Origin of the sequence: Paenibacillus solani, from assembly GCF_001277345.1 — a bacterium.
Taxonomy (GTDB): domain Bacteria; phylum Bacillota; class Bacilli; order Paenibacillales; family Paenibacillaceae; genus Paenibacillus_AQ; species Paenibacillus_AQ solani.
Map to the genome: position 1 here is coordinate 378,163 of NZ_LIUT01000006.1, position 19,904 is coordinate 398,066.

16 protein-coding genes and 1 riboswitch are annotated in these 19,904 nt (G+C 50.3%); of the genes, 8 read left to right on the forward strand and 8 right to left on the reverse strand.

Annotation, left to right across the window (positions count from 1 at the left end; genetic code table 11):
• Window positions 1-25 precede the first annotated feature (25 nt).
• The 3 genes from AM231_RS23005 to AM231_RS23015 form a co-directional block, all read right to left on the reverse strand.
• Window positions 26-781 carry an ABC transporter permease gene (locus AM231_RS23005; RefSeq protein WP_053490178.1) on the reverse strand — a complete coding sequence of 252 codons (756 nt, stop codon included), beginning with the start codon at window positions 779-781 and terminating at the stop codon, window positions 26-28.
• On the reverse strand, window positions 778-1,071 hold the full coding sequence (locus AM231_RS23010; RefSeq protein WP_053490177.1) for an MTH1187 family thiamine-binding protein: 294 nt from the start codon (window positions 1,069-1,071) through the stop codon (window positions 778-780). Before AM231_RS23010 ends, AM231_RS23005 begins: the two co-directional genes overlap by 4 nt.
• Before the next feature lie 92 nt (window positions 1,072-1,163).
• Window positions 1,164-2,195, reverse strand: coding sequence for an ABC transporter substrate-binding protein (locus AM231_RS23015; protein ID WP_054404673.1), 1,032 nt, complete (start codon window positions 2,193-2,195; stop codon window positions 1,164-1,166).
• A 113-nt stretch (window positions 2,196-2,308) separates the two neighbouring features.
• Window positions 2,309-2,419, reverse strand: a riboswitch (TPP riboswitch).
• A 465-nt stretch (window positions 2,420-2,884) separates the two neighbouring features.
• Here AM231_RS23015 and AM231_RS23020 point away from each other — a divergent pair.
• Together AM231_RS23020 and AM231_RS23025 are read left to right on the forward strand one after the other, a co-directional pair.
• A complete protein-coding gene (locus tag AM231_RS23020) occupies window positions 2,885-4,420 on the forward strand; it encodes a GGDEF domain-containing protein (RefSeq protein WP_054404674.1) in 1,536 nt (511 codons plus the stop codon).
• Window positions 4,421-4,626: 206 nt separating this feature from the next.
• Window positions 4,627-5,673, forward strand: a complete 1,047-nt coding sequence (locus tag AM231_RS23025; protein WP_053490174.1) for an EAL domain-containing protein — start codon at window positions 4,627-4,629, stop codon at window positions 5,671-5,673.
• 228 nt (window positions 5,674-5,901) lie between these two features.
• Here the strand turns inward: AM231_RS23025 and AM231_RS23030 are convergent, their stop codons facing one another.
• The 3 genes from AM231_RS23030 to AM231_RS23040 form a co-directional block, all read right to left on the reverse strand.
• Window positions 5,902-8,208, reverse strand: a complete 2,307-nt coding sequence (locus AM231_RS23030) for a glycoside hydrolase family 65 protein (protein WP_054404675.1) — start codon at window positions 8,206-8,208, stop codon at window positions 5,902-5,904.
• A 90-nt stretch (window positions 8,209-8,298) separates the two neighbouring features.
• Window positions 8,299-8,949, reverse strand: coding sequence for a beta-phosphoglucomutase (gene pgmB, locus AM231_RS23035; RefSeq protein ID WP_054404676.1), 651 nt, complete (start codon window positions 8,947-8,949; stop codon window positions 8,299-8,301).
• A gap of 124 nt (window positions 8,950-9,073) precedes the next feature.
• Window positions 9,074-10,108, reverse strand: a complete 1,035-nt coding sequence (locus AM231_RS23040) for a LacI family DNA-binding transcriptional regulator (protein WP_054404677.1) — start codon at window positions 10,106-10,108, stop codon at window positions 9,074-9,076.
• 584 nt (window positions 10,109-10,692) lie between these two features.
• Here AM231_RS23040 and AM231_RS23045 point away from each other — a divergent pair.
• The 6 genes from AM231_RS23045 to AM231_RS23070 all read left to right on the forward strand — a co-directional run bounded on the left by AM231_RS23045 (window position 10,693) and on the right by AM231_RS23070 (window position 17,793).
• The gene (locus tag AM231_RS23045; protein WP_054404678.1) at window positions 10,693-12,390 is read left to right on the forward strand and encodes an alpha-amylase family glycosyl hydrolase; all 1,698 of its coding nucleotides are present in this window, start codon (window positions 10,693-10,695) and stop codon (window positions 12,388-12,390) included.
• A 184-nt stretch (window positions 12,391-12,574) separates the two neighbouring features.
• Window positions 12,575-13,249, forward strand: a complete 675-nt coding sequence (locus AM231_RS23050; RefSeq protein WP_053490169.1) for a response regulator transcription factor — start codon at window positions 12,575-12,577, stop codon at window positions 13,247-13,249.
• A complete protein-coding gene (locus AM231_RS23055) occupies window positions 13,246-14,634 on the forward strand; it encodes a sensor histidine kinase (RefSeq protein WP_054404679.1) in 1,389 nt (462 codons plus the stop codon). The genes AM231_RS23050 and AM231_RS23055 overlap by 4 nt, the downstream gene beginning before the upstream one ends.
• Window positions 14,635-15,423: 789 nt before the next feature.
• Window positions 15,424-16,344, forward strand: a complete 921-nt coding sequence (locus AM231_RS23060; RefSeq protein WP_423212942.1) for an ABC transporter ATP-binding protein — start codon at window positions 15,424-15,426, stop codon at window positions 16,342-16,344.
• A complete protein-coding gene (locus tag AM231_RS23065; RefSeq protein ID WP_054404680.1) occupies window positions 16,341-17,057 on the forward strand; it encodes an ABC transporter permease in 717 nt (238 codons plus the stop codon). Before AM231_RS23060 ends, AM231_RS23065 begins: the two co-directional genes overlap by 4 nt.
• A gap of 1 nt (window position 17,058) precedes the next feature.
• On the forward strand, window positions 17,059-17,793 hold the full coding sequence (locus tag AM231_RS23070; RefSeq protein ID WP_054404681.1) for an ABC transporter permease: 735 nt from the start codon (window positions 17,059-17,061) through the stop codon (window positions 17,791-17,793).
• A gap of 133 nt (window positions 17,794-17,926) precedes the next feature.
• Here AM231_RS23070 and AM231_RS23075 read toward each other — a convergent pair whose 3' ends face one another.
• Both AM231_RS23075 and AM231_RS23080 read right to left on the reverse strand, forming a co-directional pair.
• The gene (locus AM231_RS23075; RefSeq protein ID WP_054404682.1) at window positions 17,927-18,766 is read right to left on the reverse strand and encodes a Gfo/Idh/MocA family protein; all 840 of its coding nucleotides are present in this window, start codon (window positions 18,764-18,766) and stop codon (window positions 17,927-17,929) included.
• Window positions 18,767-18,809: 43 nt separating this feature from the next.
• Window positions 18,810-19,886 carry a Gfo/Idh/MocA family protein gene (locus tag AM231_RS23080; protein WP_054404683.1) on the reverse strand — a complete coding sequence of 359 codons (1,077 nt, stop codon included), beginning with the start codon at window positions 19,884-19,886 and terminating at the stop codon, window positions 18,810-18,812.
• Window positions 19,887-19,904: the final 18 nt, after the last annotated feature.

The window sequence follows — 19,904 nt, forward strand, 5'->3', positions numbered from 1 at the left end:
TGTGAAAACTCCATTTATTATAGCTTCATTTTTTTCGATTCCAGCGGATAAGCCGCTTCTCCAGCAGCGTAATAAGCAGCACCATCATCAAGCTCAGCAGGACGATGATCAGAATGGCCACGAACACCCGGTCCGTACGGTAGCCGGATTTTTGCAGCATCATATAATAGCCGATGCCTCGGTCCGAACCGATCCATTCGCCAATAACCGCTCCCATGACCGAATAAGTGGCTGCGATTCGAATTCCCGAGAAGATCGAAGGGAGCGCATGCGGCAGTTCCAGCTTCGTGAAAATTTGCCACGAGGTGGCCCCTGACATCAACATATAATTCATCATGGTGCGGTCGGTACGTGCAAGCCCGTCCAGGGCCGCAACAGCAACAGGAAAGAAGCAGACCAGTGTAATGACGATAACCTTGGGCAGCATGCCGAAGCCGAACCAGATCATGAGCAGGGGAGCCAGAGCGATCGTCGGCACATTCTGACTAAGAATAAGAAGCGGATATAGGGCTGTTTTGAGAAAAGGCACCATATGGAGGGCCAATGAGATGACAAGGCCGATCGTTGCACCAATGATAAATCCGATCAAGGTTAATTTCAGGGTGGCTAATGCATGCGGGAGGAGATCGGAAGCTCCAGAAACGGCTTCATGCCCGATGGCCGTCGGTGCTGGCAGAATGTATTTTTCAATATCCCATAGGGATACCGCGGCCTGCCACACCGCCAAAAAGAAGAGGACCGCCACAACGGGCGGCCAGACGGAACTCCACCAGCTTTTCATGGGCGGTATTTCTCGGTCAGCTTATCCATGCTGATCCCGCTGGGATGATGTGCGATTTTGACTTGGGATATGATGCTCGGGCTTCCCGCTTTCACCAGGGCTTCATGCATGCGCTCAACAATTTTGAGCAGCTCGGAAAGCTCTCCTTCCAGGGTCGTTTCAAGTGCGTGAACCTCATATTTTACGCCTGATTCCTGAATAACCTTGATCGCTTCATCCACATAAGGGATGCTGTCCCCTCCATCGGGCGTTCTTGGTATCACTTGTATGCTCAGCAGGGTATTCGCCATACAAACTCATCCTTTCGTACAGTTGGTATTAATGAATGGAAGAGAGGCCGTGTTGCTGCAAAGGCCGTCTCTCTTATTGAATAGAAATAACCTTATGGCTGCTCAGGTAAAAATTCATTGGTAAAGGCGCGGTCAGCATCCAGCTCCTTCTCCAGCAGCTTGCGCTCAAACATCCAATCGGCATATCCCGACCATACTTCGGCCTTCTGTTCGCCCCAGCGGGAGGCATCGTCCTTATAACGGGGGCTCAGCCATTTCTGACTGGCAAGCACAAGTTCGCCATCCAGCTCAGGAACGGCCTTCGTAAGCAGGCTGGCTGCATCCTCGGGATGTTGAATGGCATAGTCATAACCTTTGGAGGTTGCCCGCATAAACGCTTTGATGAGCTCAGGGTCATCCTGAATCAGCTTCTCGTTCGTAACAATAACCGGTGTGTAATAGTCAAGCTGCTCCGAGTAATCCTTAACATAAATCATATCAAGCGGCTCATTGCGAAGCTCGGCTTCGATGCCCGTCCAGGCATAGAAGATCCAGGCAAAATCAATGTCACGTTTGACGGCCGTGAAATAGTCGGCATCTCCCATATTAACCAAATTGACCTTGCTGACGTCGGCCCCATCCATTTCCATGATGGATTTCATAACGGCTTCCTCCACAGGCGATCCCCAACCCCCATAGGATTTTCCTTCAAAATCGCCTGCTTTCAGAATTCCTTTATCCTTGGGAGCCGCAAAGCCGGATGTATTATGCTGAATGATGGCGGCGATCGAGACAAGCGGCAGCCCTTGGGTTCTGGCAAGCGTGACGCCTTCCTGGTAGCTGATGCCAAACGGCACCTTTCCAGTGGCGACCAGCGTATCGGTTCCACCTGCTCCCGGCTGGACGATCTGGACATTAAGTCCTTCTTCCTCATAATACCCAAGCTCCTTCGCTGCATACAGGCCGGTGTGATTCGTATTGGCAGACCAATCAAGCATCAGTTGTACGTCGCGAAGCTTCCCGGGAGTCTGGGCGGTTTCACCTTCATTCGTGGTGTCCTTGTTCGTTCCACTTGAGCCGCAACCCGATGCAACGATCAGCAGGACGCAAGCAAGCAGCAGCGGAATCCATTTTACTTTCTTCATCGTGTGTCTCTCCTTTGAAATATTCTATGTATTTTGTTTCAACTTCATAAAAAAAGCGCCCTGATTTTAGCATCAGGACGCATGACGGCGTAAGTGTATACCACGGCAAATAATATGCCGCATATATGGGCTTCCTACGCTGGCATTACCCAGATCAGGTTTAAGGGTCAGTATCTTGGGATACACTCTCAGCCAGCCAATGTCCAGCTCCCCTGGTATTTATGAAGTTATCGGGCTTACATCCGCTATTATAGTCCTAACCCTAATTCCTGTCTAGTTCGGAACAGCCATGTACAGAATTCAGCAGATGAATAAAATGGAATGTCGATATGATATTAATGGTTGATCCTATTAATATTTCATGCTTTGAATTTATTCTGGCCTCATCATATCCGCCCGATTCGAGCATAAATAGGCCAAATTGGCTGGATAAATACCGGGTTTAGTGCCCTGTTCGCTTCACAGCTATTGGGATAAAATGGTTCTGTAATATTCCTTTAAAATAAGGACTTATTTTCAAGAGCAAATCTGCGATAAGTTACCGTTCTAGCAGGCGAAGAGATGATTTTCTTCAATTTCCTGATCTTTACTTTTGGATGGGCGAAAAGTATCATTGTAATAGGTATATTCATACAAAAGACCTATTACCGAGAGCGAACAAGTTTACCTTTGGCCGAGGAGGAATGCTTATGAGTCTAACTCCAAGAGACCATCTGTGGATTCGACTCACCATAATATATGCATTCATTCAAATGTTGATAGCTTTGTGGATGCCTGAGGTCGCTTCACTGCAGCATATTCTAGTTATTATTGCTCCCGCCGCCGCTTCCTTGTATTTATTTCGAGTATGCCAGCGATACGAGACGTATTTGCGCAATTTCTGGCTCATGGTGAGTATCGGATTGATGGGGGATGCCGCCGCCCGGCTAATCCAGGCCTGCTATTTCTGGTTTGGGAGAAAAAGCGGATCTCTCCAATGGTTATCTCATATATTCTGGCTGCTTGAAGTGCTTCTGTTCGCTGGTTCGCTCATTTATTTATTCCGTCACCTTCAAGGTTCATTCCGGGGGCTGCGGTTTATGCTGGATATCGTCATCGTGGGAATTACGGGGATGACGGTGGGGTGGGAGTATCTCATCAAGCCTGAGCTTGAGGGATGGGCCGTTGAAGCGGTGTGGGGAAGTCTATGGGTGGACATGTTGTATCCGCTATGCGCAATCATACTTCTTTTTTTTATGTTGGTGCTATATTTTAATACAAGGCAATTGGGGAAGCGGGCAACGATTTATTTATGCTTGGGCGGCAGTATTTATATTATCGCTGATGCTCTACATATCTATCTCACCGATTTTAAGAAAATCGAGGTCCGTTCTTTCTTGGATTGGCTATATACGTTATCTGTATTTTTCATTGGGTTTGCCGGGAGGAAATCCGCTTCCCGCATTCGATATCAGCGTGGCATCGAGAGGGAGCAGCGATCGGTCGGAAACCTGATTGTAAGATATTTGCTTCCATATAGTGTGCTGGGCGGCATGTTTGCCCTCATGGCTGAGCGGTATGGGGGTTGGAATGGACTCTTTACGGGGCTTGCCCTGTGCGTGGTCCTGATCCTGCTTCGGCAGGTTCTGATCCAGTTCGAGAATGACCGTTTGTTTGACCGATTGCATGAAAGTCTGAAGCAGAGCGAGTCCTTAGCGCATCGCGATGATCTTACGGGGCTGTATAACCGCCGCTACTTTAACGCGAGACTGTCGAGCTCCCTGCAGGAGGCTGCCCGTACAGGCTCCCGAGTAGGATTGCTGTATATGGATATGAACCGGTTCAAACGAGTCAATGACCAGTACGGTCACCGTGCCGGTGATATCCTGATCCGCAAGGTCGCCCAAAGGCTGCAAACATTGGAATCGAAGGGGATTCTCGTTTCCCGTTTAGGCGGGGATGAGTTCACTGTCATGATCAATTCGGCCGGCGAGGATCAAGAGTTGATCTGGATGGCAGAAGAGATCTGGACGATGCTTAGCGAGCCATACGAGCTGGAAGGTCATGAGGTGATAACCACACCGAGTATCGGGATTGCGGTATATCCAGATCATGCCGCAAATGACCAGGAGCTGATCGGCCGTGCCGATGCAGCGATGTATGCGGCTAAGGAGAGACATGCCCGCTGGCATTTTGATGTAGAGCGGACAATGCTGCTAAAGTTTCTTGATCAAATTATGAAATAGAGGAACAAGATGAGTTTCGATCCTGCGTTGTTAGCAGCTTTTTGAGTCGAATTTTGTAGAATGCAGACTGCGGAATTGCGCGAATATTGCGCTTTTTTTATAAAACAGGTTATAACTTCGATAGAAAATCCATAAAATGCAAAGAAATCATATTCAAAATGCCGATAAGAAGCATAGTGAGAGCCAGCTTGCCAAGGAGGACGAACATGATTTGCGACAATTGCAGCACCTTTGAACCGATTGAGGACCAGGGGATCGTTCATATGAAGCCTGCTAGTGGTGAGCTTATTCAATTGCTGGAAGTGAATGGCTACGCGATCCAAGAGAACAATGAAGGTTGTGCTGTGAAGTACAGGGTACGGGCAGAACTTAAATCCATGATTAAGTGTCTGAAACCCCTTCCACTGAAGATTCGTCAGGAGCTCTTCTTCTGTGTTACTGGTGGAGAACCTCCTCACGAACGGCTTACGTGGACGCCGATGCGCAGGTTCGAACTGCAAATGGAGCATGACGATATGGTAAGTGTCATCCTGCACAAGCAGTTTACGAGTTACATGCAGCCCATCGTAGATCCATCCGAGCGGATTGTGGCCTATGAATTTCTGCTTCGCCCGGTAGATTGGGGCATTGCGTTTCAGCCGTATGAGCTGTTTGAGACGGCACGCAAAACCGGACTGCATTCATTCCTGGACCGGTCAGCACGCATCAGTGCTATTGAGACGAGTGCTGAGTGGCTTCCTATGGGCATGAAGCGTTTCGTCAATTTTCTGCCATCTTCGATATATGATGCGGAAATGTGTCTAAGTCATACCTTTAATACCATCGACAAGCTCCAGCTGGATCCAAAGGATTTCGTATTTGAGGTTGTGGAGACGGAGAAGATTGAGGATATCAAACATTTGCAATCCATTTTTGAGGTATATCGCAGCCACGGAATATCCGTTGCCATGGACGACGTGGGAGCAGGCTATTCCACATTGGAGCAGATGGTGAGGCTTAAGCCGGATTATGTAAAGATTGACCGAAGCCTTATCGATCATTGTGATCGGAGTCACGCCCAGCAGAAACAGCTTGAGATCATCACGAATATGGCTCATGATTTTGGAGCCATGGTATTAGCTGAAGGCATTGAGCGACGAGAGGAGTTTCATTTTTGCCGAGATATTGGAATTGAGCTCTCACAAGGGTATTTATTCGGAAAGCCAGCTGAAAGACCTCCGCTTGAACCGCACTCTCGAATAACCTATTCATAGCATACATAATCGAATCCCTGAGAGTGTGAGGAGCGGCAGAGAAATTCCGTACGTCCGGCTAAAGTCCGACGTTGCAGATGCCTGGTACGAAAAATGAAAACGGACCCGCCAAGGATTTAAGAATGCTTCTTGGGTGGGTCCGTTTTTCCTATAGAGCAAGGGCCGCTGGAATTCTCAATCGGGCTCTTGTTTTTTTATGGAATTCTCTGATATAAAGCCATGCTTTTCTTATTTTGCAGCTGCCGTTATTTCCCCAAATCCGTCGATACTGAATTCCTTCCCGCTTACATTCAGGAGGGCAGGTGTCTCTGTTTCATTCACGATGATGGTTTCATTCCCTTTGACGCTTACCTTCAGGCGAGACCCGCGGAACATCACTTTGAAGGAGAAGGAAGACCAATGACCCGGAATGAACGGGTTCAGATGCAATACGCCGTCCTTCACGCGCAAACCGCCGAAGCCATGCACAACGGACATCCAGGTACCTGCCATACTGGTAGTGTGGCAGCCGTCCTCGGTATCATTGTTGTAGTTGTCCAGGTCCAGGCGAGCGGTACGGAGGTACATCTCGTATGCCTTCTCCTGATAGCCAAGCTCACATGCGAGAATAGAGTGCACGCATGGTGAGAGGGAGGACTCGTGTACCGTGAACGGTTCATAGAAGTCGAAGTTGCGTTTCTTCGTAGCCAGATCGTATTGGTCGCCCAGGAAGAACAAGCCTTGCAGCACATCTGCCTGCTTGATGTACACCGAACGCAGAATGCGGTCCCAAGACCAGTTCTGGTTCAGCGGCAGGTGGACAGGGTCCAATTCCCTCACCGGAACAAGCTCCTTGTCAAGGAAGCCGTCCTGCTGCAGGAATACGCCAAGCTCCTCATCTAGCGGATAGTACATTTTTCCGATGATATCCTGCCATTTGGTTGTTTCGGCTTCCTGCAGGGCAAGCTTCGCTGTAAGCTCCTCATAGCGGGCATTCTCATTCTCTTTCAAATATTCAAGCACGTCGAGCGTGTATTCCATCGTCCAGCTGGCAATGCGGTTGGTGTACCAGTTGTTGTTCACGTTGTTCTCGTACTCGTTCGGACCGGTAACGCCCAGCATCATATACTGATCCTTCGCTGCTACGTAATTCACACGCTCTTCCCAGAAGCGGGAGATTTCCACGAGCACTTCCAGACCGTATTGACCGAGATAAGAGAAGTCGCCGGTATAATTTACATAGTTATAAATAGCGTAGGCAATCGCGCCGTTACGGTGAATTTCTTCAAACGTAATCTCCCACTCGTTATGGCATTCCTCGCCGTTCATCGTCACCATAGGATAGAGGGCCCCTTTGGTGAATCCGAGCTTTCTGGCGTTTTCCTTCGCTTTTTCCAAATGCTTATAACGATAAATCAGCAGGTTGCGCGAAATGCTGGCATCCGCCGTGCTCAGGTAGAACGGAAGGCAGTAAGCCTCGGTATCCCAGTAGGTGCTGCCGCCGTATTTCTCCCCGGTGAAGCCCTTCGGTCCAATGTTTAGACGGTCGTCTTCGCCGCTATAGGTTTGGTTCAGCTGGAAGATGTTAAAGCGGATCGCTTGCTGGGCTGCTACATCGCCTTCAATGACAATATCGCTTTCCTTCCATTTATCGCCCCATGCATCGGCTTGTTCTTTCAACAGCTGCTCAAAACTGGCTTCAGCCGCGGGTTCCAGCACAGCGCGTGCAGCTTCCACCAGCTCGCCGAGTCCATGATTGCGGGAAGTAACATTAGCCACATATTTGTACGTGGTGACGGTTTCTCCCTCAGATACCGGCACACTTACGCGGTTCCCCGCATATTTCTCTTTCTCCACCAGTTCAGCTTGGAGCTCCAGCTTCTCTCCGTTCTTTAAGATGGTGTAAGACATGACGGAGGTTACATGGAAATCGAGCTTCTTGGTTTTCACCGTTACTGCCGCCGAGCCATGTGCCGCTTCTTTAAATACCTCAAGCCAGAATTTCTCGTCATAGTTCGAATCTTTATTCTTTACATCGCCGTCAAGATAAGGAGTAATGGTAATCTCACTGTTGAAATTAAGCGGAGTTACGGCATAGCGAATGGCGCCGATCTCGTGGCGTACAATGCTGACAAAACGGATGGCTTCGACTTTGAGTTCCTTGCCGTCCTCCATAACGGCGGTAAAACGGCGGGAGAGGAAGCCTTCCTTCATATTCAGCTCACGTACAAAATCCTTCACCGTACATTTGGCGAGATCCAGCGGCGTGCCGTCGAATTCAATGTCAATGCCAATCCAGTTGGTGCTGTTCAGCAATTTGGCGAAATATTCAGGATAACCGTTTTTCCACCAGCCAACACGGGTTTTATCCGGATAATACACGCCAGCCATATAACTGCCTTGCAGAGAAGAGCCGCTGTAGGCTTCCTCGAAGTTGGCACGCTGGCCCATAAACCCGTTCCCGATACTGAAAACACTCTCCGAGATTTCATGGGTGTGAGGATCAAATCCCTCTTCAATAATTGACCATTCATCAAGCTTTAAATATTGTTTCACAATCATCGGCTCCTTTGTTTTTAGGAAAAATGGTTGCAGATCTATATAGGATGAAACTGCTGGATGCTGTAAGCATATGTGTGTATTCGCCTACAATTCCAGCAGACGGTCCACCGTGAATCCTTCCAGGGAGGGAAGAACGAGGTTGGCCTGACCCAAGGTTTCAGACGAACCGATGCCGACGCTGCGCATCCCCGCCCGCGTAGCAGCTTCGATTCCGGCTTCGGCATCTTCGAATACGACGCAGGCTTCCGGCTCGGTTCCAAGCTCACGAGCTCCCAGCGTGAATACCTCGGGGTCCGGCTTCGCCTGGCTGGTCTTCGTTCCATCGATGATAGCGTCGAAGTATGGCGTGAGGCCAGTGTTGTTCAGGATCAGCATCGCGTTCTTGCTGGCAGAGCCCAGCGCAACCTTGATGCCGCGCTCCTTTAAGGCTTGGATAAACTCGAGGGCACCAGGTAAAATCTCGGATTTATCCATATTGGAAATATATTCGACGTACCAGGCATTCTTCTTCTCGGCCAGTGCCATCTTCGTAATCTCATCCAGCGTTACGCCCCCAATCTCAAGCAGAATATTGAGCGAAGCCATACGGCTTACTCCTTTAAGGCGTTCATTATCCTGCTCCGTAAAATCGAAGCCAAGTTCATTGGCAAGACGCTTCCAGGCAATGTAGTGATACTTGGCGGTATCCACCAAAACACCGTCAAGATCGAATAAACAAGCGGTTATGGATGACATGTAAATCCTCCTTAGTCAATTAGTGCAAACGTTTGAACCAAGCTGTAAAAATAAAGGAAGCACCTCAATGCTTCTTTATTTAGTAAAACTTCATCGTGGTTTCCTCGGCCTGTTAACGAAAATCCTAAGATTTTGGCAGTGAAAACATGGAGGATTCGCGGATCATAAGCCGATGCGGAATAATGTAACGATGCGGCAGTATCGTGTTATCATCGTTGCGGATGGTCTGAATCAGCGCTTGGGAAGCGGTATAACCCAGATTATAGATACCGATGTCTACGCTGCTGAGCGGCGGTGTCGACAGTTCGGTCAATGAAATGTTGTTGAAGCTGATAATAGAAACATCTTCAGGCACCTTATATCCCAGCTCATGAAGTCCCCGCAGTACCCCGAAAGATACGATATCGTCAACAATGACAAGCGCCGTTGGCCGCTCAGGCAGATTCATGAAAAAGGACATCGCCCGATAGCCGCTCTCCTGGAGGAACTCGCCTTCGACAATCCATTCCTTTCTCATCTCGAGACCTGCATCGGCAAGTGCTTTGCCATAACCTTTGATCCGGTCCTGAGATACGATCAGATTAGGCGGACCGCTGACAAAGCCAATCCGCTTATGTCCCAGCGAGATCAGATGCTTGGTTGCATCATAGGCAGCCTGAACATTGTCGGTATCGACGGATAATAGATCAGGGTATTTCTCACTCCTGCCGACAAGCACGAACGGGTAATTGTTCGACTTGAGAAACTCAACCACCTGATCGTCCTGTCTCGAATAGAGCAGGATAGCGCCATCGACGCGGCGGCCGTTAAGAAGACGGGATACTGCTTCGACCTCTTCCTTCTCGTTGCCTCCTGAACTGAGTACTACATCGTATCCCGAACGGTTCGCCTGTGTGACAATGCCCCGGATTAGCTCCATGAAGAATAAGTTAAGGAATAATTCTTCCGCAGGCTTTGGCAGAATGACGCATATGCTCTCGGTCGTTTTGGAAACGAGGCTCTTTGCCATGATATTGGGGTGATAGCCCATCTCTTCCATAATCTCTTTTACCTTGCGGGAGGTCTCGCGGCTGATTCTAGGATGATTGGATAGCACCCGGGAGACGGTGGAAGGGGATACACCAGCTCGTTTTGCAACATCTTTTATCGTTACAGACATAATAGGACCTCCAGTGGAACCGTTTGCGTTTTTTTGAAAATAAGAAAGCGACAGCGTGTGTGCTCCTTATTTCACAAGAATAATTTCCGCTAGTCGCGGTCCGTTCTTCTTTATTCAATTGTGGGTTCGTAAGACCCTGATTATACGCGAAACATCTTGATTTAAAGCGATATGTCACCGATATTTTAAACGGTTTCACAATGCTATATTAACGTTAAACGACAGGCTTGTAAATACGTATCCAAGTCAGTCAGGATATTTCATTCACAATTGCATAAAAAACAAAGAAAGAGAAAGAAAATGAGAGGAAAGATGGCGTTAGGTCGATAAATATCAGGAAAATGACATGAAACGGCATTGTGCAAACGATTTAACAAATTGAATAAGTCAGTTATGATATATAAAAGAACAGCCAGGTTGAAAGGAATACAACACATACGGACATAGATAGACCACAAATTGTAACCGGTTTATTGGAATATAATAGAAGGCTATAATTCAAACGTTTGCGCTAATTATGAATTGCTGGAAAACATAGGTGTTTGCGCTTGAATATCAGCTGCATCGAACAGGAGGCCATTACTATGGTATATCATAATAAGCGAAGAAAAATCAGGACTCTGTCTATTTGTTTTGCCGCCATTGCTCTCACGGGAAGCCTGCTTGCAGGCTGCAGCGGCACGGCTTCTCCTTCTCAAGGAATCAAGCCGACAGCGGCACCGGAAACAAAGCACCCGGAACCCAAAACGCCGGCAACCATGGAAACAACGGAAGTGGATGAGCAGCCATCCGATGTCTATTATGAAATTTTCGTACGCTCATTCTATGATTCCGATGGGGATGGGATCGGTGATTTACAAGGTGTCATCGAGAAGCTGGATTATTTGAATGATGGAGATCCCAACACGACCGATGATCTTGGCGTGACGGGGATTTGGCTGATGCCCATCAATCCTTCGCCAAGCTATCACGGTTACGATGTGACTGACTATCGTTCAATTCACCCTGATTACGGGACGCTTGATGACTTTAAGAGGCTGCTTGCCGAAGCGGATAAGCGCGGGATCAAGATTATTATGGATCTGGTGGTCAATCACACGAGCACGGAGCATGACTGGTTTAAGCAGGCTGCGAGTGACAAAGCTTCAGCTACCCGCGACTGGTACATCTGGGCCGAGGATCAAGGAAAGACCCCTTCGGGGGTGAGCGCGGCAGGCAGCGGCTCGCCTTGGCATGAGCTGAACGGGGCCCATTATATGGGCACGTTCTGGGGGGGAATGCCCGATCTAAACTTTGATAATCCCAAGGTCCGCGAGGAAATGAAAGATATCGGGAAGTTTTGGCTGGAGCTCGGTGTCGATGGATTTCGTATCGATGCAGCCAAACATATTTATGAGGATCTGATGTCCGATAAGGGTGAGGAGACAACGGCTAAGAATACAGCATGGTGGCAGGAATTCCGCGCCAGCATGAATGAGGTGAACCCGGACGCTTATATCGTCGGAGAGATTTGGGATAACTCCGCTGCGGTCATCGCGCCATATTTGAATAACGCATTTGATTCGGGCTTCAACTTCAGCCTGGGCGAGAGCATCATTGGCGCTGCGATGAACGAGAAGGATAACAACCTGGCGTTTACCCTGGAACGGACGTATGGTTTGTACAGCCAGGTATCAGGTGGCAAGTTTACGGATGCTGCATTCTTGACGAATCATGATATGAACCGTGTCATGTCGCAGTTAAAGGATGATGGGAATCACGCCAAGATGGCCGCAGGCATCCTGCTGACCATGCCGGGCAATCCGTTTATCTATTACGGTGAAGAGATCGGGATGAAGGGAGCAAAGCCGGACGAACAAATCCGTGAGCCAATGATCTGGTCCAATACCGGCAATGAAAAGGGACAGACGACCTGGGAGCCGCTAAAGCATAATCGGGGCGATCAGGTGCTGGGCGTAGAGCAGCAGACGGATGATGAGGATTCTCTGCTGTCCCGCTATCGCACGCTTATCCGCTGGCGGAATGAGATGCCTGCCCTGAACCGCGGCACGATTAAATCCTACTCATCCGGCAACCAGCAAGTGATGGCTTATATTCGCCACACAAATGATAGCAGTACCCTGGTGGTACATAATCTGTCAGGCACAGAGCAGACGGTGGACCTAGCAGCGAAGAATGGATCTGCAGAATTCCATACTTTGTCCAAAACAACTGACAATCACGCGGCATTGAACGGCAGCAGCTTAAAGCTTCCTCCTTATACCACCGTTATTTTGGAATAGGCTGCGGCCTGATCACTAGAGCCAAACACAGCAAGACCCCGAGCCCCTGGAAGGAGGTGTGCTCAGGGTCTTTTTTAGACGATCAGAATCCATTTCTCGGAAGTCTTAACCTTTTGCTATCTCATGATACAATGACAAAAGATGGTTCGCGATTCGAACATTTGTTATGAAGGGAAGAAAAATGATGAGTGCAAGCATTCTATATATCGAGGACGACCGGGAGATTGGCGGCTGGGTCTCCGAATTTCTCAGGGACAAGGGGTACGAGGTGCGGTGGCTGCTCAGCGGTGAGAAGGCCATCGAAGAAGCAGCTTCGTGTGCAGTCGCTGTTCTGGACGTCATGCTCCCGGGGCTTGATGGCTTTACGGTCGGGCAGCGCCTCAAGAAGGCGTATCCCGGATTGCCTATCCTGATGCTGTCGGCCCGAACTTCCATTGACGATAAACTTCAGGGGCTCGAGTTCGCCGATGATTACTTGACAAAGCCTTTCCACCCGGACGAGCTGGCTGCCCGTCTGGAGGTGCTTTTACGCCGATCCGTGGTGAAATCTGCGGAGCCTATCAGAGTGAAGCACTTATCTGTATATGAAAACGAGAACCGGATCGTGAACGAAGATACCGGCGAGGAAATGCTGCTGACCGGCAAGCAGCATCAAATCTTTATGTATTTGCTCCAGCACGTGGGGCGTGTGATGACGAAGGAACAAATCTATGAATCGGTCTGGGGGGAGTCTTATATCGAGGGAGACAAAACGCTCATGGTTCACATCCGGTATCTGCGCGAGAAGCTGGAGCGGGATCCCGCCAACCCGGAAATTATTGAGACGGTTCGCGGACTTGGTTATCGGGTGAGAGCATGAGATGGGGAAGGAAGCAGGGAAGGTTCCGCAATTCGCTGACCAACCGGTATTTGCTGTTCATCTCGATGGCGATGATATTTATGCCGATCATGTTTCCGTTAGCGTCTATTTTTTACTGGTTCGTGAATGATACGTTCTCTGAGCGGCCACCGGCTCCTCCCGGGAAGTATACCAGTGGTGCGGTGCTAGAGAAAATGTGGCACGAGGAAGCAGCCGGATTAAGCGGAGCTTCGCCGAAGGCTATTGACCAGAAGCTCAATTCGATTCGGCAGGAATATCCGGAAATCTCTATGTTCTGGGTGGATGGCGACAATACGACCAGACTTCAGCTCCCAGTGCAGCCAAACGTTCCCGAGGTATGGAGCGCCCTCTACACCGTACAGTTTATGAAAAACTCCCTGGATAGCGACCCTTTCACCTCCGTGGCCTATATTGGGGGAGAGGGGTCGGGAGAAGGATTTATGGTCATGCAGCTGCCGAGAAAATATCTCAACGTCCAGCAGCCGATTGCCAGCGAGCCGGCGCTCTACGGCCTGTTCATGGCCTTGATGTCCGGCCTGTTCATTCTGGTCTCCTGGCTGTTCTTCGTGCGGATCCGCAAGCGGCTGCTAAGGCTTCGCTCTGCCATGACATCGCCTCATACGGTGACAGGTTTACCGCAGCCTGTTACTTTAACCAAGCATGATGAGATTGGACAGCTGGAAGAGGGATACAACGATATGGTCATCCAGCTAGAGGAGGGTCAGCGCCGCCAGCAAGAGGAGGAAGAGCTGCGTAAGTCGTTGATCGCCAGTCTGTCCCACGATCTGAGAACCCCGCTGACCGTGATTCGCAGCCATATTTTTTCCATGGAGCGGGAGCCGCTCAGCGCGAAAGGGAAAGAATCGCTGTCACTCATCGAATCAAAAATCGAGGATTTAGGGGGCCTGATCGACAATCTGTTGTCCTACAACCTGCTTACCAGCGGCAAAGTGCAGCTGAGCATGGAACCTACCGACGTTCTGCGCATCGTCAAAGAAAGCGCCGCAGCCTGGTATCCTGTATGGGAGAAGGCTGGGATCGAGCCCGACATCCAGGTGCGCGATGAGCCGCTCAGATGGAACGTAGACGTGCTGTGGTTCCGGCGGCTTCTTGATAATCTGTTCCAAAATGTCGTCCGCCACGCCCAATCCGGGCAGTATATCGGCATTCATACGGAGGAGAGAGAGGGGCTTGAGGGCGTGCTTGTCATTTCCGATCATGGACCGGGAATCAAAAGCCGTTCCAGCAATAAAGGCACAGGCATCGGCCTGGCGATCGTGGATCATCTGACAAGAGAAATGGGACTTGGATGCCATGTGGACAGCTCGGATGAGGGAACGAGGATCAGTATCTGGAAGCGGTAAGTATTCAAGGAGTGCAGATGCGAACGAAGAGCGAGGCAGTTCAAGCTGGAGTCATACGCAATTCAGGCAACCTAACTCATGATGAGCATTAGGACGATATGTGAAGGATTCAAACCGCCCGAGGATGCTAGGTTAAAAGTCTGTTTGGTACTATTGAGTATACGAGAAGGAACCGGAGTTGGCCGGTTCCTTTTTTGTTTGCGGAACATACACAAGCATGTGTATTCCGGGGCACGTATGGCATGGCGGTAGACCCTATGTGATCTGAAGGGGAAGGGCATTTATGATCCAGTGTACGTCCGATTTTACTATCTAAGTTCAAGGCGGTTTGCACTCTCAAGTTCGGCGATTGTACTCTCAAGTTTAAATCATGAACTTCCACGTATACACCAGCGGAGGGGGCGGAATCGTTGCTGGAGAAGCGAAGCGGTCGCCTTTAAAACCGGGAAACACCCACTTAGACAAAATTCCAGTTTCCCGGTTTTAACAGCGATCGGAAGAACGATCCGACCACGGAGCGGCCTCAGCTGCACGAAGTCACTCTTAGTCCTCTTCACGGTCATTTCTAGCTGCACGAAGTCACTCTTTGCCTTCTTTCACGTTCATTCCTAACTGCATGAAGCATTCTCGGCAGCATGCAGGGGCTGTTAGTGCCCCAGATATCCAGAACTCCCCCATAATGCAGTCGTTTTACAGCCACTCTATGAGCCTGCCAACTTTTTTAAAGAAAATTTAAACTTGGGACCGACCGGCATTTAACCTTGGGCAGGTAGGATATAACCTGAGGTGATGAACGTGACGGAACTCGTCATTCAAACGAAAGGCTTATATAAAACGTACAAGAAACGCGCAGCGGTCCAGGATCTGAACCTGGAGATTGCCCGCGGCGATATTTATGGCTTCCTGGGACCAAACGGTGCCGGGAAAACAACGACCATTCGCATGCTGCTTGGACTGATTCAGCCGACCCGCGGGGCGATACATCTGTTCGGCAAGGATTTGAAGAGCGAAAAAATGAACATTTTGCGCCGGACCGGATCGCTTGTGGAATACCCATCCTATTACGGCCATCTGACGGCGGTGGAAAATCTTGAAGCGATCCGTCGGATTACCGGCGGGCCGAAGTCCCGCATCGCGGAAGTGCTGGAGATCGTCTCCTTGACCAAGGAAGCCAAGCGCCCCGTCAAGGGATACTCGCTTGGGATGAAACAGCGGCTTGGCATCGCGGCTGCCCTATTGAACAATCCAGAGCTGCTCATTCTCGATGAGCCCACCAACGGCCTGGATCCCTCCGGCATTCATGAAATTCGGGAGCTGATCAAAAATATGCCGCGCCAATACGGCATAACCGTCCTGGTATCGAGTCACCTGCTGGGCGAGGTGGAGCAGATGGCGGATAAAGTCGGCATTATCCGCGAGGGACGGATGGTGTTCCAGGATACCATCGACAATCTGGTATCCACTGCGTCCAGCGGCTTCCGCCTATCGGTATCCGAGCCGGAGGCAGCTCTCGGATTGGCACTGGATCTCGGCTGCGCAGGCGTTCTGCGCGATCATATGCTGGAGCTGGAGAGTATGCAGGATGCCAAGATCGCTCTTCTCGTGAAGCGGCTCGTGGAGAACCAGCATGCGGTATACCGGGTAGAAGAGCAGCGGAGATCGCTTGAGGATATCTTCATGCAGATCGTAGGGGAGGGGAGCCGGGTATGATGTTCCGTGCGCTTTCCGCCGATTGGCTGAAGATCCGGGGCAAAGGCATCTGGTTTCTCGCTGCGCTTGGTCCCATCGGGCTGGCTGGGATGCAGGGCCTGAACTTCGGACTTCGCTATGACTACCTGATGAAATCTTACGCGGCCGATCCCTGGGGAGGGCTGCTGGAGAACGTGCTGTTTTTCGTACCGATTGCTCTCTTTTTAGGAACTACGCTGGTCTGCTCACTGATGGCTAACGTTGAGCATCAGCTGAGCTCGTGGAAACAGCTGCTGGCATTGCCTATTTCCAGAACGGCGGTATTCAGTGCTAAGTTCGTACAGGCCTTCCTGATTCTCTGCGTCTCCTGTCTCCTTCTGTCGGTCAGTACAGCTGTCCTCGGCATCATGCTGGGGATGGGGGTAGAGCAAATGCCGTATATGGACCTGCTGCGCATTGGCTTTGTGCAGCTCTTTGCGGCGCTGCCTATGCTGGCCTTTCAACTATGGCTCTCCTTGACGCTCAAGAATCAGGGGATCGCCGTCGGGATTGGAGTTACCGCTTCGGTTGTCTCGATGTTTGCCCTGCAATTCCCGGATTGGATGCCGCTCAAGTGGCCGCTGATGGCTTACATGGGACCGGATCAAGCCAAAGTCATCGGGGCGGGTCTGCTTCTTGGCGCGCTTATAATTTGCGCGGGCATGATTCATTTTAACCGAAAGGATGTGGACTAGGATGGCTTCTTATTTCAGAGCGGTGTCCGCGGAGTGGCTTAAGCTGTCCAAATCAAAGCTGTGGCCGCAAATCTTTCTGTGTGCGATCCTGGTCATGCTGCTGGGCATATTGAATGGAGAACCTGACGAGCTTGCGCCTTGGGAGTATTTAATCAGCATCATGATCATTCTGCATGCGATGCTGCTGCTTCCAATTATGACGGGTATTTTCAGTGCGATGGTGTGCCGGTATGAACACTCCGGGGGCGGGTGGAAGCAGCTGCTCGTTCTGCCCGTTTCACGCGGCGCCGTCTATTTTGCGAAATTTTCAGTGGTTGCCATGCTCCTTGCCGTAGTCCAGTTGCTGTTCATGGGCGCTGTCCTGGGAGCAGGTTTAATCCACAAAGTGGATGCGCCGATTCCGTGGGAAATGATGCTGCGTAGTGTGCTTGGCGGCTGGGTTGCCTGTTTGCCGCTGGCCGCGCTGCAGCTTGGCGTCTCCACGGCATGGAGCAGCTTTGCGGCTCCACTTGCCTTGAATGTTGTCTTTACGATACCGAACATCCTGGTGGCCAACTCTCAGACGTATGCCCCATATTATCCATGGACACAGCCTTTTCTCGCGATGATGCCAGCAGGCCAAGCCGATTTCGGGGCATTTAACCTGCCATTCGAGAGCATCATGATGGTGATAGTTGGCGGGTTTCTGCTCTTCTTTCTCGGGGGATTTATCTATTTTCAGCGCAAAGAAGTGTAATCGAAACCGGCAATTTCAATAAACTACTCATGAATTGATCTGTTCCAAACCATGCAAAAGAGCTGCTCCGAGGTCCTTACGGCCTGGAGAGCAGCTCTTTCATTGTATTTGTATAATATACGGAATCCTTAGGCTATACCGGCAATTCCACCCACACATACGGGGTGTCTGCCGCTTTTAGTCCATACTCGATAATCGTCATGACGGCGATCGTTTCCGCGGGATCGACAGCAGGTTTGCCCGTTTCAAAGAAATTTACCAGGTTCTCGATGAACAGGGTAAAGAAATTCGACTGCGCAGTAACCTGTTTGAAGCTGTCATCGTCATGCTTGATACCCAGGGTAAAAGGGCAATTTTCTCCCATATGATTCACGGCAGCTTGACGCCCATCACCGAAATCGATCAGCAGTGCAGGAGAATCAGGTGTCCCGATATACATCACCCTTTTGGGGTTAGGTCCCATCAGGCTGACGATCGGCTCGATCTGATGAATCGAGTAATTGGCGAATGCACCGGGACCCCAGCTGTTGATGGTCTGGATGCCATTCCTGTCCAGCTCAGCATACTCGCTGGCAAACCGAAGAGCAGATGTGGAATACATCGGCGTATTGTGCTTCGCTGCCAGATCGAACAGGCGAATGGCCGCACTGCGGTCAGGTGCGAATGTTTTATCAATATAGGTCGGCTTGCCGGATTGTAGCGGGAGCAGGGACAGCTCTTCGTGGAATTCCGGGTTATCCGGGGACAGCACGATCAGGTAATCGCTGCGCTCCACCACATCCTCGATCGAGGACAGCAGCTCAATTTCATATTCCTTGCTCCAGGCTTCGTTCGTGAGCCCGTTCTCTTTATCTCTCTTGCCGTAAGCGTACATGACCTTCATGGTATTCCCTGCAGCCTGCTCAATCCACCCCGGATATTTATTTGCATGGAACTGGTCCAGATGCAGGTCGATGAATCCGATTTTTTTCATGATATAAAATTCTCCTCCCTGGCGTCGAACCTCAGGTTATTGGCTATACTTGGGCAGCGGCTTGCAGAGAAACTTCTGCGCCTTGGTCGGACGAGTCGTAAATTGCCTGGATGATCTGGGAGGAGAGGATGACAGTGTCGATGTGCGAAGCTTGCTTCTCTCCGGTTTGAATGCAGCGGATGAAACCGTCGATTTCATTCTGGAACATGCTGCCCAGATTGAATTTTGGCGTGGTTTCGATCAAAGCGCCGTCTTCTGTGGTATAGAAGGTGAAATCCGCGCCGTACTTCAACCGGATACCGCCTTTGTCACCAAGGAAGTCAATGAACATCTCTTCAGCCCCAATATTCTGCGCCCAAGCACCGTTCAGGGAAATGGTCGGGCCTTCGGTGCGGACGAGAGCCGTGACAAAATCATCAACGTCATACGTGCCGTCATATTTCGGCGGACCTGCCCACATGTTGAGGTAAGTATAGTTCTCCATATCTTTGCCCAGCTTGCAGTAGGCCTGACCGGAAACAGTCTTTGGCTTCGGATCACCCGTACAGTACATCACGACATCGAGGAAGTGAACACCCCAGTCGATCAGCGCGCCGCCGCCGGCGATCGCCTTGGTCGTGAAGGCACCGCCAAGACCCGGAATCGAGCGGTGGGAGCGGAAGCTGGCATACACATGATACAGCTCACCCAGATCGCCTTTTTGGATCATTTTTCTAATTCTGTTTACGCTTTCATTGTATCGGTTCACAACCCCGATATTGAGTGTTTTGCCTGTCTCGTGCTGAACCTTTTGCATTTCCAGCGCTTCGGCATAGGTCCGGGCTGCCGGTTTTTCGCATAATACATGCTTCCCAGCTCGCAAGCAATCGATGGCGATGGAGGCATGGACGTCATTTGGCGTACAGATCGATACGGCATCCACCTCGGGATCGTTCAGGATCTGGTTGTAATCCTCAATGGCTTGACCGCATTCATATTTGGTGACAGCGGCTTCGGCGCGGTCCTTCTGGATATCGCAAAAATATTTGATTTCGGCTTCCTTGTTGGCCATGTAGGCAGGAATATGGGCACTGTTCGCAATCGTGCCGCACCCAATTACGGCGATTGTAATTTTGTTCATCGGTTCTCCTCCAAGATC

Excerpts from the sequence above, each read along its gene's own strand:
- AM231_RS23040 (WP_054404677.1), bottom strand. The coding sequence starts at position 10,108 with ATGTCTGTAACGATAAAAGATGTTGCAAAACGAGCTGGTGTATCCCCT.
- AM231_RS23020 (WP_054404674.1), top strand. The coding sequence starts at position 2,885 with ATGAGTCTAACTCCAAGAGACCATCTGTGGATTCGACTCACCATAATA.
- AM231_RS23045 (WP_054404678.1), top strand. The coding sequence starts at position 10,693 with ATGGTATATCATAATAAGCGAAGAAAAATCAGGACTCTGTCTATTTGT.
- AM231_RS23065 (WP_054404680.1), top strand. The coding sequence starts at position 16,341 with ATGATGTTCCGTGCGCTTTCCGCCGATTGGCTGAAGATCCGGGGCAAA.
- AM231_RS23050 (WP_053490169.1), top strand. The coding sequence starts at position 12,575 with ATGAGTGCAAGCATTCTATATATCGAGGACGACCGGGAGATTGGCGGC.
- pgmB (WP_054404676.1), bottom strand. The coding sequence starts at position 8,949 with ATGTCATCCATAACCGCTTGTTTATTCGATCTTGACGGTGTTTTGGTG.
- AM231_RS23080 (WP_054404683.1), bottom strand. The coding sequence starts at position 19,886 with ATGAACAAAATTACAATCGCCGTAATTGGGTGCGGCACGATTGCGAAC.
- AM231_RS23015 (WP_054404673.1), bottom strand. The coding sequence starts at position 2,195 with ATGAAGAAAGTAAAATGGATTCCGCTGCTGCTTGCTTGCGTCCTGCTG.
- AM231_RS23010 (WP_053490177.1), bottom strand. The coding sequence starts at position 1,071 with ATGGCGAATACCCTGCTGAGCATACAAGTGATACCAAGAACGCCCGAT.
- AM231_RS23070 (WP_054404681.1), top strand. The coding sequence starts at position 17,059 with ATGGCTTCTTATTTCAGAGCGGTGTCCGCGGAGTGGCTTAAGCTGTCC.
- AM231_RS23055 (WP_054404679.1), top strand. The coding sequence starts at position 13,246 with ATGAGATGGGGAAGGAAGCAGGGAAGGTTCCGCAATTCGCTGACCAAC.
- AM231_RS23075 (WP_054404682.1), bottom strand. The coding sequence starts at position 18,766 with ATGAAAAAAATCGGATTCATCGACCTGCATCTGGACCAGTTCCATGCA.
- AM231_RS23005 (WP_053490178.1), bottom strand. The coding sequence starts at position 781 with ATGAAAAGCTGGTGGAGTTCCGTCTGGCCGCCCGTTGTGGCGGTCCTC.
- AM231_RS23025 (WP_053490174.1), top strand. The coding sequence starts at position 4,627 with ATGATTTGCGACAATTGCAGCACCTTTGAACCGATTGAGGACCAGGGG.
- AM231_RS23060 (WP_423212942.1), top strand. The coding sequence starts at position 15,424 with ATGAACGTGACGGAACTCGTCATTCAAACGAAAGGCTTATATAAAACG.